The sequence below is a fragment of the Variovorax atrisoli genome (assembly GCF_014195185.1).
GTDB classification, from domain to species: domain Bacteria; phylum Pseudomonadota; class Gammaproteobacteria; order Burkholderiales; family Burkholderiaceae_C; genus Variovorax; species Variovorax atrisoli.
Genome location: NZ_JACIBG010000001.1, coordinates 482,165 through 498,432, shown reverse-complemented (window position 1 = coordinate 498,432; position 16,268 = coordinate 482,165). Strand labels below are relative to the sequence as shown.

Genomic DNA, 16,268 nt, shown 5'->3' with positions numbered 1-16,268 from the left:
GTCTCAGTCGTCCCAGTCGTCTCAGTGGTCTCAGGCCTGCAGCTGGGCCCAGGCCTTGTCCAGCCTCTTCACGCTCACGGGCTGCGGCGTGCGCAACTCCTGCGCGAAGAAGCTCACGCGCAGTTCCTCCAAAAGCCACCGGAATTCGAGCATGCGCTCGTCCACCACGCCCTTGCGCTCCGCCACGAGGCGCCAGTAGCGCTGGTCCTGCGGCTTCAGCTCGGCGAGCTTGCTCGCGTCGCGCGCGGGGTCGGCACGCAGCTTGTCGAGCCTCAGCACGATGGCCTTGAGATAGCGCGCGAAATGCTGCAGCTGCGTCCACGGCGCGTCGGCGATGAAGCGCTTGCCGACCAGGCGCTGCAGCTGCTGGGCGGCATCCTGCACGGCTTCGGGCTGGATCTTGGTGTCCTTGATCTTGCGCGCGGCCGCGGCGTACTCGACGAGGACCGTGCCGGCCAGCCGCGCCACCTCGTTGGCGATCAGCGTGAGGCGGCCGCGCCCTTCCTCCAGCCGGCGCTTGAACGCCTGTTCGTCGGTGGGCAGCGGGTCCTGCAGGAACGCACGGTCGATCGCCACGTCGATGATCTGCGTGCGCAGTTCCTCCGAAGTGCCCAGCGGCATGTATGCGACCGACATCTTCTGCAGGTCGGGGATGTTCTTCTCGAGGTACTTGAGCGCGTCCTTGAGCTGCAGCGCGAACAGGCGGCGCAGGCCGGTGCGGTGCTTGGCTGCCGCCACGGCGGGCTCGTCGAACACCTCGATGGTCACGGCGTCGCCTTCGTCGCGCAGTGCCGGAAAGCCGATCAGCGACTGCGAACCGCGGCGCACTTCCATCAGTTCGGGAAGTTCGCCGAAGGTCCAGGCGGTGTAGCGCTGTCCGGCCGGCAGCGCGGCGGGCGCGTCCGCGGCCTTGGCGGCGGGCTTCGAACGCGGGTCCGGCGCCGTCGCGGCAGCCTTCTTCTCCGGTGCCGCCTTGATGTTCAGCCCAGCCAGCGCCTGGAAGGCTCCTCGCGCCTGCGCACCCAGTTCGGCCTTCAGCGCGCCGAGGTTGCGCCCCATGCCCAGCTGCCGGCCGTGCTCGTCGACCACGCGCAGGTTCATGAACAGGTGCGGCGGCAGCATGTCGAGCTTGAAGTCGGCGCGCTTGACATCGATGCTGGTCATCTCGCGCACACGCTTGAGCAGCACGTCGGTCAGCGAACCGGTGCCGAACACCTCGGGGGCCGACAGTTCTTCCGCCAGCTTCGAGGCCGACTCGGGCAGCGGCACCAGCCGCGAACGCGGACGCTGCGGCAGGCTCTTGAGCAGGGCTTGGATCTTGTCCTTGAGCATGCCCGTCACCAGCCATTCGCAGCGCTCTTCGCTGACCTGGTTGAGCACGAAGAGCGGCACGCTGACGGTGAGGCCGTCCTTCGCATCGCCGGGTTCATGCAGGTAGCTCGCGGCGCAGTCGACGCCGCCCAGCCGCAGCGTCGGCGGGAAGGACTGCGTCGTGATGCCCGCCGCCTGGTGGCGCATGAGTTCGTCGCGCGTCAGGTACAGCAGGCGCGGCTGATCTTTCGAGGCCTGGCGGTACCAGTTCTCGAACGTGATGCCGCTGGCGACATCGGGCGGAAGCTGGGCGTCATAGAAGGCGAAGATCAGCTCGTCGTCGACCAACACGTCCTGCCGGCGCGACTTGTGCTCCAGCCCTTCCACCTCGCGCACGAGCTTGCGGTTGGCCTGCAGGAACGGGAACCTGCTTTCCCACTGCCCGCCCACCAGCGCCTCGCGGATGAAGATTTCGCGCGCGGCAACGGGGTCGACCCGCGTGAAGTCCACGCGCCGGCCGCTGTACACCACCAGGCCATAGAGCGTTGCGCGCTCCAGTGCCGACACCTGCGCGCCCTTCTTCTCCCAGTGCGGATCGAGCAGCTGCTTCTTCAGCAGGTGCCCAGCCACCTCTTCGAGCCACTGCGGCTCGATGTTGGCGATGCCGCGTCCGAAGAGGCGCGTGGTCTCGACCAGTTCGGCCGCGACGATCCAGCGCCCGGGCTTCTTCTTCAGGTGCGCGCCGGGGTGCTTGTAGAACTTGATGCCCCGCGCGCCAAGATAGGCCTCGTCGTCCTCCAGCTTCCAGCCGATGTTGCCCAGCAGGCCCGACAGCATCGACATGTGCAGCGCCTCGTAGCCGGCGGGCTGGGCATTGATGCGCCACTTGTGCTCGGTGACCACCGTGAGCAGCTGCGAATGGATGTCGCGCCACTCGCGCACGCGGCGGATGTTGATGAAGTTCTGGCGCAGCAGCTGCTCGTACTGGCGGTTGCTCAGCTTGTGGGTGTCTCCATGCCCGCCGCGCGCGTCCGCGATCCACTTCCACAGCCGAAGGTAGCCGCTGAACTCGCTCTTCTCGTCGTCGAACTTCGCATGCGCCTGGTCGGCCTGCTGCTGCGCGTCCATCGGCCGGTCGCGCACGTCCTGCACGCTGAGGGCCGACGCGATGACGAGCACTTCCTCGAGTGCCCCCCGCGAACGGGCCTCCAGGATCATGCGGCCCACGCGCGGGTCGAGCGGCAACTTCGACAGCTCGGCGCCGGTGGGCGTGAGCTCGTTGGCGTCGTCGACCGCGCCCAGTTCGTTGAGCAGCTGGTAGCCGTCGGCGATGGCGCGCGGCGACGGAGCCTCCAGGAACGGGAAGCGCGCCACGTCGCCCAGGCGCAGCGACTTCATGCGCAGGATCACGCCTGCGAGCGAGGAGCGCAGGATCTCGGGGTCGGTGAAGCGCGGGCGGCTTTCGAAGTCCTTCTCGTCGTAGAGGCGGATGCAGATGCCGTTCGCCACCCGGCCGCAGCGGCCCGCGCGCTGGTTGGCGGCCGCCTGGCTGATCGGCTCGACCAGCAGCTGCTCGACCTTGCTGCGGAAGCTGTAGCGCTTGACGCGGGCGGTGCCGGTGTCGATCACGTAGCGGATGCCCGGCACGGTGAGCGAGGTCTCCGCAACGTTGGTGGCCAGCACGATGCGCCGGCCCGTGTGGCCGTCGAAGATGCGGTCCTGCTCGGGGCCAGAGAGCCGTGCGAAGAGCGGCAGCACTTCGGCGCTGCGCAGCAGCGGCTGGTGGCTCAGGTGGCGGCGCAGATGGTCGGCCGCCTCGCGGATCTCGCGCTCGCCGGGCAGGAAGACGAGGATGTCGCCCGCGTTGTGCGGATCGCGCCAGAGCTCGTCGACCGCGTCTGCGATGGCGTCGTTCAGGTCGTGCTCTCGCGATTCCTCGAAGGGCCGGTAGCGCTGCTCCACCGGATAGGTGCGGCCCGAGACGAAGATCGTGGGCGCCGGCCCCTTCGCCGAGGCGAAGTGCTGCGCGAAGCGGTCGGCGTCGATGGTGGCCGAGGTGACGATCACCTTCAGGTCGGGCCGGCGCGGCAGGATCTCTCGCAGGTAGCCCAGCAGGAAGTCGATGTTCAGCGAGCGCTCGTGGGCCTCGTCGATGATGAGCGTGTCGTAGGCCTTCAGCAGCGGATCGGTCTGCGTCTCGGCCAGCAGGATGCCGTCTGTCATCAGCTTGACGGAGGCGTCGCGCGAGAGGCGGTCCTGGAAGCGCACCTTGAAGCCGACCACGTCGCCCAGTGGCGTCTTCAGCTCCTCTGCGATGCGCTTGGCCACCGAGCTCGCGGCGATGCGGCGCGGCTGCGTGTGGCCGATGAGCCGGCCCTTGCCGGGCTCGGCGTTGAGCTTGCCGCGGCCCAGCGCGAGGGCGATCTTCGGCAGCTGCGTGGTCTTGCCCGAGCCCGTCTCGCCGCAGACGATCACGACCTGGTGCGCCGAGATGGCGTCCATGATCTCCTCGCGCCTGCTCGATACAGGAAGCGATTCGGGGAACTCGATGCGAAGGGGTGTGGTGGTCGTCAAGGCAGGAAGCAGTCGTCGGCGGCGGCACTCGCCGGTTGCGCGCAGGAGCGAAGGAGCCGGCAGGCAGGCAAACCGTCGATTATCGGCGCCCACCACGGTTGTTGCACGGCATCCACAACGTTCGGCCTGATTGCGGCGAGATCGCGACACGATCCGTAAATAGTCTTTACTCGATTGCAAACCGCCACTACGATCGCGTCCATGTCCTACCGCCTTGCCCCCACCACCTTGCGCCGTCGCTGCGCAAGCCGCGCGCCCCGTGCGCTCGGAAGGGTCAAGTTGCCCCGCCCGGCCTGAAGCCCGCGCCCTCGACATCGTCGGCGCGCTTCGCAGACCGAAGCGCCGCGACCGACTCCCACAGCGTCGAGCCTGTCGCCTCCTGCCCGCCTTTCGTGGCGAAGCGGCGGCTGCATTCCTCCGTTCCTGTCAGATACCCAAGAAGAAAAACATGTCCAAAGACATCCGAACCCCACTGCATGCCGAGCTCGCCGAGCGCACTCGCCACCTGCAGACCGTCGCCGAAGCGCTGAAGACCGAGCTCTTCGGCATCGACGACATCATCGATCGCGTGATCGACTCGATCCGCGCCTGGTACGTGCTGCCGCAGCTCATCAGCCGCCCGGTCATCGTCTGCCTCTGGGGCCTCACCGGCACCGGCAAGACGCAGCTGGTGCGCAGGCTCGCACAGCACCTGGGCTTCTACGACCGCTTCATCGAAGTGCAGATGGACGGCTTCAGCCACGGCTCGGGCTATCACAGCCGCGGCTCGATCTCCGCCATGTTGGCCGAGTCGGGCATCGCCGAGGGCACGCCCGGCATCCTGGTGCTGGACGAGTTCCAGCGCTTCCGCACGGTCGACAACGGCGGCCATGACGCCAAGGTCGAGCGCTACCAGGACGTGTGGGCGCTGCTGTCCGACGGCCGCCTGCCGCCCGCGCTCTCGATGCTCGGCGAGATCGAGTCGTCGCTGGCCTATGCCGAGTACACGCAGGACCGCGACGGCTCCGACAAGAAGAAGTACGACAAGAAGCGCAAGCTGCACCTGTCGCCCTGGGAGGCGCGCGAGGTGAAGCGCTGCCTGAAGCTGTCGGAGACGCTGCTTCAGATCATGGCCTGGAAGCCCGCCGAGGTGCACGCGCGCCTGCGCGCCTTCCGCGACACGCAGCAGGGCTGGGAGACCGACTACAGCAAGCTGCTGGTGTTCGTGTCGGGCAACCTCGACGAGATGTACGCCGAGACGGCGCAGCGCGTCGAGGACTGCGACACCGACGCCGACATCTTCCACGAGCTGACGAAGAAGCTCTCCGTCATCGACGTGAAGAAGGCCCTGGCCGAGCGCTTCCGCCCCGAGCAGATCGCACGCCTGGGCAACAACCACGTGATCTACCCCTCGTTCGACCGCGCGACCTACGTGCGCCTGATCCTGTCGATCTGCGACCGCTACGTGGCCGAGATCCAGGAGAGTTCCGGCGTGCGCTTCGTGCTCGACGCGAGCGTGTACGAGCAGATCTATGCCAACGCCGTGTTCCCGGCGCAGGGAACGCGTCCGCTGTTCTCGTCGATCCACGCGATCCTGAGCGCCACGCTGGTCAACGCCGCGCTGTGGGCGCTGGAGCAAGGCGCCAACGGCAGCGAGCCGGTGTGGCTCTCGCTGGACGCGGGTGTGTCGGCCATCGCGGCGAAGTACCGCAAGGCGCGCCGCCAGTTTCCGGTGGCGCTGGAGCTGAACCGCCTCAAGCAGCGTTCGAGCGAGGACTTCCGCGCCCTGCTCGCGGTGCACGAGGCCGGCCACGGCGTGGCGTACGGCCTGCTCTTCGGCCGCGCGCCGCAGGAGATCAAGATCAACGTGGCCTCGTTCGAGGGCGGCTACAACAGCTACGAGCAGCGCAAGGCCTGGTCGAAGGAGAACCTGCGCGACCGCATCTGCGTGGGCCTGGCCGGACGCGCCGCGGAGCGGCTGGTGTTCGGCGAGCAGGCCTGCACCTCGGGCGCCACGCAGGACTTCATGCAGGCGACCGCCTATGCCGCGCAGTACGTGCGCCACTTCGCCTTCGGCACGCGCATGAGCCGCACCGACGTCGCCAACGACCCGAACGACAACGTCAACACCGACGTGGAAGCCACCAACCCCGAGATCGAGGCCCTGCTGGCGCAGGAGCACGAGCGCGCGCTGGCGCTGCTGGAGGCGCACGTGCCGGCGCTGATGGCGGTGGTCGATGCGCTGCTGCGCGACGGCTCCATCGCGCCGGCCGAACTGGCTGCGATGCTGGGGCTGCCCACTCCGGGCTCGGACGAGGCCCACGGGGCGACCGACGCCTACGCGGCGCTGCTGGCGGGCTTCCGTGCCCGACACGAAGGGCCGCCGCCACCGTCGGCGCCCGCCGCCGCGGCCCGCGTACTGCGCGCGATCGCCTGATCCGTCCGTCCGGCCCGCCTGGCTCGACCGATCCGCAGGGGTCGGATCGAGTCAGGCAGACCGCCTTTCATGAATGCACAATCACGCCCCATGTCCACCGTCTTCAATTTCACCTTCGTGCCCTGGTTCCGCTCGGTCGCGCCCTACATTCACACGCACCGCGGTAAGACTTTCGTGGTCGGGCTCGCGGGCGAAGCGATCGCTGCGGGCAAACTGCAGAACATCGCGCAAGACCTGGCGCTGATCCAGAGCATGGGCGTCAAGATCGTGCTGGTGCACGGCTTCAGGCCGCAGGTCAACGAACAGCTCGCGGCCAAGGGGCACGAGGCGAAGTATTCGCACGGCATCCGCATCACCGACGAAGTGGCGCTCGACTCCGCCCAGGAAGCCGCCGGCCAGCTGCGCTATGAGATCGAGGCGGCCTTCAGCCAGGGCCTGCCCAACACGCCGATGGCCGGCTCGACCGTGCGGGTGATCTCGGGCAACTTCATCACCGCGCGGCCGGTGGGCGTGGTCGACGGGGTGGACTTCAAGCATTCGGGCCTGGTGCGCAAGGTGGACGCGGCCGGCATCCGCCGCACGCTGGATTTCGGCGCCATGGTGCTGATGTCGCCCTTCGGCTTCTCGCCGACCGGCGAGGCCTTCAACCTGACGATGGAAGAGGTCGCCACCAGCGTGGCCATCTCGCTGCAGGCCGACAAGCTGATCTTCCTGACCGAGATTCCCGGCATCCGCATCGACAGCGAACTGCCCGAGAGCGAGGACAACCCCATCGACACCGAGCTGCCGCTGGACGCCGCCGAGAAGCTGCTGGCCTCGCTGCCCCCGCCGCAGAAGCCCACCGACACCGCCTTCTACCTGCAGCACTGCGTGAAGGCCTGCAAGGCGGGCGTGGAGCGCAACCACATCCTGCCCTTCGCCCTCGACGGCTCGCTGCTGCTGGAGGTGTACGTGCACGACGGCGTCGGCACGATGGTGATCGACGAGAAGCTCGAGAGCCTGCGCGAGGCCTCGGTGGACGACATCGGCGGCATCCTGCAGCTGATCGAACCCTTCGAGCGCGACGGAACGCTGGTCAAGCGCGACCGCACCGAGATCGAGCGCGACATCCACCAGTACACGGTGGTCGAGCACGACGGCGTGATCTTCGGCTGCGCGGCGCTCTACCCCTACCCCGAGGCGCGCACCGCCGAGATGGCCGCGCTCACGGTGTCGCCGCAATCGCAGTCGCAGGGCGACGGCGAGCGCATCCTCAAGCACATCGAGCACCGCGCCAAGGCCATGGGTCTGGAGAGCATCTTCGTGCTCACCACCCGCACCATGCACTGGTTCCTCAAGCGCGGCTTCCAGCAGGTCAACCCCGACTGGCTGCCCGAGGCCCGCAAGCGCAAGTACAACTGGGACCGCAAGAGCCTGGTGCTGGTCAAGAAGATCTAGCCGCACCTCGCGCGGATACCAAGGAGAAATCCACGATGACGCTCGCCACCGCCCTGCTCTTCGCCATCGTGGCCTTCGCCGCCATCGCCACGCCCGGGCCGACGGTGCTGCTGGCGCTCAGCAACGGCTCGCGCCACGGCGTGCGGCGCGCGCTGCCGGGGATGCTCGGGGCGGTGCTGTCCGATTTCGTGCTGGTCGGCGCCGTGGCGCTCGGACTGGGCGCCCTGCTGGCTGCGTCGGAATTCTGGTTCTCGATGCTGAAATGGGTAGGCGCGATCTATCTGGCCTGGCTGGGCCTGCGCATGCTGCGCTCCAGGGGCGGCCTCCACCTGCCGGCAGCGGATGCGGCACCCTCGGCCGCGGCGGGCGAGAGCCGGCGGATCTTCCTCAAGTCATTCCTGGTGGCGGTGACCAACCCCAAGGGCTACATCTTCTGCTCGGCGCTCCTGCCGCAGTTCATCGACCCTTCGGTGGCCCAGGCGCCGCAGTACATCGTCATCGCCCTGATCTTCGCGGCGCTGGACATGACGGTGATGCTGGCCTACGCCTTCGTCGGCGCCCGGGCGATCCGGCTGCTGACCGTGTCGGCCACCCGCTGGATCGACCGCGCCTGCGGCGGCATGCTGCTGGCACTGGCCGGCTCGCTGGCCTTCTACCGGCGCAGCGCCGCCTGAGAGCGGCCGCGTCCGCTCCTGCCACCGGCCCGCGCGAGTAGCCGTTTCGCCGGGAGCGGTAACACCTGTCACCGATAATCCCGGCCATGAATCCCCTGCTTTCCCGGTTGCAACCCTACCCCTTCGAGCGGCTGAAGCAGCTGTTCGCGGGCGTCACGCCCAACCCCGAGTTCACGGCCATCAGCCTGGGCATCGGCGAACCCAAGCACGCCACGCCGGGCTTCATCAAGGATGCACTGAGCGCCAGCCTCGGCGCGTTGGCCGCCTACCCCGCCACCGCCGGCGACCTGAAGCTGCGCACCGCCTTCACCGACTGGCTCAAGACCCGATACAGCCTCTCGCTGGACCCGGCGACGCAGGTGCTGCCCGTCAACGGCTCGCGCGAGGCGCTCTTCTCGCTGGCCCAGACCGTGGTCGACCCGACCGCCTCGCCCAAGCCCGTGGTGCTGTCGCCCAACCCGTTCTATCAGATCTACGAAGGCGCGGCCCTGCTCGCCGGCGCGGAGCCGTACTACGTGCCCAGCGTGCCCGCGCGCAACTTCGCGGTCGACTGGGACAGCGTGCCCGAAGACATCTGGGCCCGCACGCAGCTGGTGTTCGTCTGCTCGCCGGGCAATCCCACCGGCGCGGTCATGGCGCTGGACGAATGGAAGAAGCTCTTCGCGCTTTCCGACCGCCACGGCTTCGTGATCGCCGCCGACGAGTGCTACAGCGAGATCTACTTCCGCGACGAGCCCCCGCTCAGCGGCCTGGAGGCCTCGGTGAAGCTCGGGCGGCCCGACTTCCGCAACCTGATTGCGCTCACATCCCTGTCCAAGCGCAGCAACGTGCCCGGCCTGCGCAGCGGCTTCGTGGCGGGTGACGCGGCCATCATCAGGAAATTCCTGCTCTACCGCACCTACCACGGCAGCGCCATGAGCGGCGCCGTGGCCGCGGCCAGCATCGCCGCCTGGGGCGACGAGTCGCACGTGGTCGACAACCGCGCCCAGTACCGCGCCAAGTTCGCGGCGGTCACGCCGCTGCTGGAACCGGTGCTCGATGTGCGCCTGCCCGATGCCAGCTTCTACCTCTGGGCCGGCGTGCCCGAAGTGTGGGCTGGCGACGACGAAGCCTTCGCCCGCGCCCTGTACGCTCAATACAATGTGACGGTTCTGCCGGGGAGCTATCTGGCGCGCCAGACGACGTACGGCGCGCACAGCGTCAACCCCGGCCGGGGCCGCATCCGCATGGCGCTTGTGGCCGAAACGGCCGAATGCGTGGAGGCCGCACAGCGCATCGTGCGCTTCTGCAAGGACGCCCGCCCCTGATCCGCTTCGCTTGACCCCTGCCCCCATTTTTCACCCGAGACTCTCCATGACCCAGCAACTGCAACAAATCATCGACGCCGCGTGGGAAGACCGCGCCAACATCTCGGTCGCCTCCTCGACGGCCGAAGTGCGCGACGCCGTCGAGCACGTGATCACCGAACTCAACAACGGCAAGCTGCGCGTGGCCAGCCGCGAAGGCGTGGGCAAGTGGACCGTGCACCAGTGGATCAAGAAGGCCGTGCTGCTGTCGTTCCGCCTGAAGGACAACGAGCAGATCCAGGCCGGCTCGCTCGGCTTCTACGACAAGGTGCCCACCAAGTTCTCGCACCTGTCGGCCAACGAGCTGAAGGAATCGGGCGTGCGCATCGTGCCGCCGGCCGTCGCCCGCCGCGGCAGCTACATCGCCAAGGGCGCGATCCTGATGCCCTCGTACGTGAACATCGGCGCCTACGTGGGCGAAGGCTCCATGGTCGACACCTGGGCCACCGTGGGCTCGTGCGCGCAGGTCGGCGCCAATGTGCACCTCTCCGGCGGCGTGGGCCTGGGCGGCGTGCTGGAGCCGCTGCAGGCCAACCCGACCATCATCGAGGACAACTGCTTCATCGGCGCGCGCTCCGAAGTCGTCGAAGGCGTGATCGTCGAAGAGAACTCGGTGCTTGGCATGGGCGTGTACATCGGCCAGAGCACCCCGATCTTCAACCGCGACACCGGCGAGATCTCCTACGGCCGCGTGCCGGCCGGCAGCGTGGTCATCAGCGGCAACCTGCCCAAGAAGACCAAGTCGGGCCAAGACTACAGCACCTACGCCGCAATCATCGTGAAGACGGTCGACGCGCAGACGCGCTCCAAGACCAGCCTCAACGACCTGCTGCGCGACTGAACCTGGCACACCCCATGATGCGCGCACTTCGTGTCGCTTCGAACGCCCCCTTGCAGGGGGCGACGCCAGCGGCCCGGCAAAGCCGGTTTCGCGGCGTTCCCCGCGAAGAGCACGTTCTGCACGCAGCTCACGAATGATTCCAAGAGCACCCGAGGAGAGAGACCGATGAACATGATGGAACGACTTCTTCGTCTGATGGCCGAACGCAAGGCATCCGACATCTATCTCTCGGCCCACTCCCCGGTGCTGATCCGCATCAACGGCAACTGCCTGCCCGTCAATGCGCAGGTGCTGCCGCCCACGGCGCCGCTGGCGCTGCTGTCGGAAGTGGTGCCCGCCGCGCGCATCCAGGAGCTGGAGAGCACGGGCGAACTCAACATGGCCGTCCACCTCGAGGACGCCGGCAACTACCGCATCAGCGCCATGCGCCAGCGCGGCACCTACGCGGTGGTGGTGCGGCACATCGCCCCACGGATTCCGAGCTTCGAAGAGCTGAACCTGCCCGACATCCTGAAGACGCTCGTCATGGAGCGACGCGGGCTGATCCTCATGGTCGGCGCCACCGGTGCCGGCAAGACCACCACGCTGGCCTCGATGCTCGACTACCGCAACGAGCACGCCAGCGGCCACATCCTCACGGTCGAGGAACCGATCGAGTTCACCTACACCAACAAGAAGTCCGTGGTGAACCAGCGCGACGTGGGCAGCGACACCACCTCGCTGCAGACGGCGCTGAAGAACGCGCTGCGCCAGGCGCCCGACGTGATCCAGATCGGCGAAATCCGCGACCGCGACACCATGTCGGCCGCGATCGCCTACGCGCAGTCGGGCCACCTGTGCGTGGCCACGCTGCACGCCAACAACAGCTATCGCGCGCTGAACCGCATCCTGAGCTTCTATCCCGTCGAGGTGCGCCCCACGCTGCTGGGCGACCTGGGCGGCGCGCTGCGCGCCATCGTGTCGCAACGCCTGCTGCGCACGCCGACCGGCGGGCGCGTGCCTGCGATGGAGGTCATGCTCAACACCGCGCTGGTGGCCGAGCTGATCGAGAAGGGCGACTTCTCCGGCGTGAAGGAGGCCATGGAGAAGTCGATGGCCGAAGGCTCGCAGACCTTCGAGGAAGACATCGCCCGCCTCGTCATCGAAGAGCGCGTCACCCGCGAAGAGGGCCTGTCGCAGGCCGACTCCCCCACCAACCTCATGTGGCGCCTGCAGAACCGCGCAGCGCCCAAGCAGCATGTCGACGACCGCCACCTGACGGATCAGGTCGACGAACCCACCTTCACCGACATCACGCTAGACGTCAAATTCTGACTCTCCCCCAAGGCTTCGCGCACTTCGTGTCGCTTAGCCGCCCCCTCGCCGGGGCAACGCCCGCGGCCCGGCAGCGCCGGTTCCGCGGGGTTCCTGGAAGAGTCACCCTCCTTTCCTGTGCCATGTCCCGAACTCTCCAGCTAGCCGAACAACTCATCTCGCGCCCTTCCGTCACTCCCGACGACGCGGGCTGCCAGCAGATCCTCGGCGAGCGGCTGGCGCGGCTGGGCTTCACGCTGGAGACGATCGAGAGCGGCCCCGCCGACTTCCGGGTGACCAACCTCTGGGCGGTGCGCCGCCCCAAGGACGCGAAGGCCGCCACCAGGACGCTGGTGTTCGCCGGCCACACCGACGTGGTGCCCACCGGCCCCATCGAGCAATGGACCAGCCATCCCTTCACGCCCACGCACCGCGACGGCAAGCTCTACGGCCGAGGCGCCTGCGACATGAAGACGTCGGTCGCGGCCTTCGTGACCTCCATCGAAGACTTCCTGCAGGCAGTGCCAGAGACACAGCTCACGCTCGCCCTGCTGCTCACGAGCGACGAGGAAGGCCCGGGCGTGGACGGCACGGTCGTCGTCTGCAACGCACTGGCCGCGCGCGGCGAGACCATCGACTACTGCATCGTCGGCGAACCCACGGCCGTGGAGCGCTGCGGCGACATGATCAAGAACGGCCGTCGCGGCACCATGAGCGGCAAGCTCACGGTCAAGGGCGTGCAGGGTCACATCGCCTATCCGCACCTGGCGAAGAACCCGGTCCACGCGGTCGCACCCGCGCTGGCCGAGCTGGTGGCCATCAACGCTGCCGGCGGCTGGGACGCGGCGAGCAACCCGTACTTCCAGCCGACCAGCTGGCAGATCAGCAATTTCCACGCGGGTACCGGCGCGAGCAACGTGATCCCGGGCAGCGCGGTGATCGACTTCAACTTCCGCTTCTCGACCGAATCGACGCCCGAGTCGCTGCAGCAGCGCGTGCACGCCGTGCTCGACGCGCACCAGGTCGACTACACGCTGGCCTGGACCATCGGAGGCCTGCCCTTCCTGACCACGCCGGGCGAGCTGGTGGAGGCCGTGCAGGGCGCCATCCGAGATGAAACCGGCATCGAGACCGAGCTGTCGACCAGCGGCGGTACGAGCGACGCGCGCTTCATCGCAAAGATCTGCAGGCAGGTGGTCGAGCTCGGCCCGGTGAACGCCAGCATCCACAAGATCGACGAGCACATCGAAGTGGCCGAGATCGAGACGCTGAAGAACATCTACCTGCGCGTCTTGAAGCGGCTGGACGCCGCGCTCGCCGGATGAGCACCGTCATTGAACTCATCGAGGCGGGCGCGAAGCGGCTGGAAGAAGCCGGCGTGGCCTTCGGCCATGGCACGGCCAACGCCTTCGACGAAGCCGCCTGGCTGGTGCTGTGGCGCCTGAAGCTGCCGCTGGACGACCTCGACGGCGTGGCCGACAGGCCCGTGTCGCCCGCCGACGCAGGCAAGGTGGCGGCGCTCATCGACGAACGCATCTCGACGCGCAAGCCCGCCGCCTATCTCACCAAGGAAGCCTGGCTGCAGGGCGTGCCCTTCTACGTGGACGAGCGCGCCATCGTGCCGCGCAGCTTCATCGCCGAGCTGATCGCCGAGGGAACCATCGACTACTGGCTGGGCGAACACACGCAGCGCGTGCTCGACCTGTGCACCGGCAACGGCAGCCTCGCGGTGCTGGCGGCGCTCACGTACCCGGAAGTGACGGTCGACGCTGCGGACATCTCGCTGCAGGCGCTGGAGGTGGCGGCCATCAACATCACCCGCCACGAGCTGGACGCGCGGGTGAGGCTGGTCGAGTCGGACGGACTGAAGAACCTGCCCGGCCCCTACGACCTGGTCCTGTGCAACCCGCCCTACGTGAACAGCGCCAGCATGGCCGCCCTGCCCGCCGAATACCGCGCGGAGCCCGAGCTGGCACTGGCCGGCGGTGCCGACGGCATGGATTTCGTGCGCCAGCTGTTCGCCGACGCGCCGTCTCGCATGAGCGAGCGCGCGGTGCTGGTGCTGGAGATCGGCAACGAGCGCGAGTACTTCGAGGCCGCCTTTCCGCAGCTCGAAGTCTTCTGGCTCGAAACCTCGGCCGGCGAAGACCAGGTGCTGCTGGTCACGCGCGACGCCCTCGTGGCCGGCGCCGGCGTGCGTTAGCTGCGCCCGCCCGAGCCCTCCCCTTTCTGCCGCTTTCCCGCAGCCACTGGCTGCGCAACCCCATTCACCGGGCGATCGATGCCGATTTCCCCGCGCCTTTGCCCCTTTTTCCGGGGCGTCCGAGGCCGGGCGGGATAATCGCCCCTACGGCTCCTCTTTCATGATCACTCTCAAGAACGTCATTCTTCGCCGCAGCGCCAAGGTCCTGCTCGACGGCGCCACGGTCACCCTCAACCCCGGCGAGAAGGTCGGGCTGGTGGGCCGCAACGGCGCCGGCAAGTCGACCCTGTTCGCCCTGCTCAACGGCACGCTGCACGAAGACGGCGGCGATTTCTCCATTCCGAAGCAGTGGCGCATGGCCCAGGTGGCGCAGAACATGCCCGAGACCGAGGAGTCGGCCACCGACTTCGTGGTGGGCGGCGACACCCGCCTGACCGAGCTGCGCGAGCAGCTGGCCACCATCGAGGCCGCCTACACCGAGAACCCCGACGACGCCGACATCGGCATGCAGCTGGCCCACGCCTACACCGACCTGGCCGACGCCGGCGAGCACGACGCCGTGCCGCGCGCGCAGGCGCTGATCCTGGGCCTGGGCTTCAAGACGCACGAGCTCGACGCGCCGGTCAACAGCTTCTCGGGCGGCTGGCGCATGCGCCTGCAGCTGGCCCGCGCGCTGATGTGCCCGAGCGACCTTCTGCTGCTCGACGAGCCCACCAACCACCTGGACCTGGACGCGCTGGTGTGGCTCGAAGCCTGGCTGCAGAAGTACCAGGGCACCATGATCGTCATCAGCCACGACCGCGAGTTCCTCGACGCCGTGACCGACGTCACCCTGCACATCGCCAACGCCCAGCTCACGCGCTACGGAGGCAACTACAGCAAGTTCGAGGACATGCGCGCGCTGCAGATGGAGCAGCAGCAGCAGGCCTTCGCCAAGCAGCAGGAAAAGATCGCCCACCTGCAGAAGTTCATCGACCGCTTCAAGGCCAAGGCCAGCAAGGCCAAGCAGGCCCAGAGCCGCGTCAAGGCGCTGGAGCGCATGGAACGCGTGGCGCCGCTGCTGGCCGAAGCCGAATTCAGCTTCGAGTTCAAGGAGCCGGGCAACATCCCCAACCCGATGCTGTCGATCAGCAACGCGAGCTTCGGCTACGTTGTCGAAGACGCCGAGCCCAAGACCATCCTTCGCGGCGTGAACCGCTCGGTGCTGGCGGGCCAGCGCATCGGCATCCTGGGCGCCAACGGCCAGGGCAAGTCGACACTGGTGAAGACCATCGCGCGCGAGATGGGCGCCTTGGCGGGCCAGGTCACCGAAGGCAAGGGCCTGAACATCGGCTACTTCGCGCAGCAGGAACTCGACGTGCTGCACCCCGAGAGCAACCCGCTGGAGCACATGGTGCGCCTGGCGCGCGAGCTCGGCGGCAATGCCAAAGAGCCTTCCGGCGAGCAGGCGCTGCGCGGCTACCTGGGCAGCTTCAACTTCAGCGGCGACATGGTGAAGCAGCCCGTGGGCACCATGAGCGGCGGCGAGAAGGCCCGCCTCGTGCTAGCCATGATGGTGTGGCAGCGCCCCAACCTGCTGCTGCTCGACGAGCCGACCAACCACCTCGACCTGGCCACCCGCGAGGCGCTGGCCGTGGCGCTCAACGAGTTCGAAGGCACGCTGATGCTGGTGAGCCACGACCGCGCGCTGCTGCGCTCGGTGTGCGACGAGTTCTGGCTGGTGGGCCGCGGGGTTGTCGGCGACTTCGACGGCGACCTCGACGACTACCAGCGCTACCTGCTCGACGAATCGAAGCGCCTGCGCGAGGAGGCCAAGGTGGCGGTGCGCGAGGCCGAGGCCGCCGCGGCCCCAGCGGCGGCCGCCCCGGCCGCGCCCCAGCAGCGCAAGCAGGACGCCCAGGAGCGCCAGCAGCGCAGCGACCAGGCCAAGCCGATCAAGCGCGAGATCGCCCAGATCGACGAACGCCTGGCCAAGGCCGGCTCCGAGCGCGCCGAGCTCGAGGCGCGGCTGGCCCAGCCGCTGCTGTCGGCCGAGATCGCCGAGGCCGGCAAGCGGCTGAAGGCGCTCAACGACGAAATCGGCCGCCTCGAGGAGCGCTGGCTGGCCCTGTCGGACCAGCTGGAAGCCCTGGCGGCCTGAACCGCAAAGCCGCTCAGGCAGGAAGAAAGGGAG

10 protein-coding genes are annotated in these 16,268 nt (G+C 68.2%); 9 read left to right on the top strand and 1 reads right to left on the bottom strand.

The features are described 5' to 3' along the window. Window positions 1-30 precede the first annotated feature (30 nt). Window positions 31-3,813 (bottom strand): ATP-dependent RNA helicase HrpA, encoded by a 3,783-nt coding sequence (gene hrpA / locus FHY06_RS02495; RefSeq protein ID WP_409327439.1) that lies wholly within the window; start codon window positions 3,811-3,813, stop codon window positions 31-33. Window positions 3,814-4,333: 520 nt separating this feature from the next. Here hrpA and FHY06_RS02490 point away from each other — a divergent pair. The 9 genes from FHY06_RS02490 (at window position 4,334) to FHY06_RS02450 (ending at window position 16,235) form a co-directional block, all read left to right on the top strand. After that, the gene (locus FHY06_RS02490) at window positions 4,334-6,301 is read left to right on the top strand and encodes an AAA family ATPase (RefSeq protein ID WP_184603195.1); all 1,968 of its coding nucleotides are present in this window, start codon (window positions 4,334-4,336) and stop codon (window positions 6,299-6,301) included. A gap of 90 nt (window positions 6,302-6,391) precedes the next feature. Further along, window positions 6,392-7,738, top strand: coding sequence for an amino-acid N-acetyltransferase (gene argA / locus FHY06_RS02485; protein ID WP_019652838.1), 1,347 nt, complete (start codon window positions 6,392-6,394; stop codon window positions 7,736-7,738). Window positions 7,739-7,773: 35 nt separating this feature from the next. Further along, window positions 7,774-8,412 carry a LysE family translocator gene (locus tag FHY06_RS02480; protein ID WP_184603192.1) on the top strand — a complete coding sequence of 213 codons (639 nt, stop codon included), beginning with the start codon at window positions 7,774-7,776 and terminating at the stop codon, window positions 8,410-8,412. A gap of 86 nt (window positions 8,413-8,498) precedes the next feature. Then, on the top strand, window positions 8,499-9,719 hold the full coding sequence (gene dapC, locus FHY06_RS02475; protein ID WP_019652840.1) for a succinyldiaminopimelate transaminase: 1,221 nt from the start codon (window positions 8,499-8,501) through the stop codon (window positions 9,717-9,719). 46 nt (window positions 9,720-9,765) lie between these two features. Then, the gene (gene dapD, locus FHY06_RS02470; RefSeq protein ID WP_184603190.1) at window positions 9,766-10,599 is read left to right on the top strand and encodes a 2,3,4,5-tetrahydropyridine-2,6-dicarboxylate N-succinyltransferase; all 834 of its coding nucleotides are present in this window, start codon (window positions 9,766-9,768) and stop codon (window positions 10,597-10,599) included. A 165-nt stretch (window positions 10,600-10,764) separates the two neighbouring features. Beyond that, complete coding sequence (locus tag FHY06_RS02465) at window positions 10,765-11,913, top strand: PilT/PilU family type 4a pilus ATPase (protein WP_019652842.1); 1,149 nt, start codon at window positions 10,765-10,767, stop codon at window positions 11,911-11,913. A 122-nt stretch (window positions 11,914-12,035) separates the two neighbouring features. After that, window positions 12,036-13,217, top strand: coding sequence for a succinyl-diaminopimelate desuccinylase (gene dapE / locus FHY06_RS02460; protein WP_184603187.1), 1,182 nt, complete (start codon window positions 12,036-12,038; stop codon window positions 13,215-13,217). Further along, the gene (prmB, locus tag FHY06_RS02455; RefSeq protein WP_184603185.1) at window positions 13,214-14,095 is read left to right on the top strand and encodes a 50S ribosomal protein L3 N(5)-glutamine methyltransferase; all 882 of its coding nucleotides are present in this window, start codon (window positions 13,214-13,216) and stop codon (window positions 14,093-14,095) included. The genes dapE and prmB overlap by 4 nt, the downstream gene beginning before the upstream one ends. 160 nt (window positions 14,096-14,255) lie before the next feature. After that, window positions 14,256-16,235 (top strand): ABC-F family ATP-binding cassette domain-containing protein, encoded by a 1,980-nt coding sequence (locus FHY06_RS02450; RefSeq protein ID WP_184603182.1) that lies wholly within the window; start codon window positions 14,256-14,258, stop codon window positions 16,233-16,235. The last annotated feature ends 33 nt before the right edge of the window (window positions 16,236-16,268 follow it).